The sequence below is a fragment of the Sulfitobacter sp. HI0040 genome (assembly GCF_001634885.1).
Lineage (GTDB): Bacteria > Pseudomonadota > Alphaproteobacteria > Rhodobacterales > Rhodobacteraceae > Sulfitobacter.
On record NZ_LWEX01000510.1, the window covers coordinates 1 to 267 of the forward strand.

Genomic DNA, 267 nt, shown 5'->3' on the forward strand with positions numbered 1-267 from the left:
GCGGGTATCGACCCAATAGGTGTTTTGGAACGAGTCATCCAACCCGGCGCACGTCTCCACCATCTTAAGGGTCGAAGCGGGGCCATTGTCCAACTGGATCGTGGCTGGCCCTTCGGACCGGATCGTGCACCGATAGGCCTGCAATTCTGCCCGATCGTTCCCATCAAGCCGGGTGTGTATACGGTCAGCGACACCATTACGCCCGCTCAGGACCAGAGCGGCACTTTCGCTGACATCGGAAGCGAGCAGACCCGCGCCAATACCCCG

Annotated in this window: 1 protein-coding gene; it reads right to left on the reverse strand. The window is 60.7% G+C overall.

Annotated features, from left to right (window positions below):
- Positions 1-267, reverse strand: a 267-nt coding sequence (locus A3728_RS19835; protein ID WP_150120908.1) for a YjbF family lipoprotein, incomplete at both ends; no start/stop codon positions are given.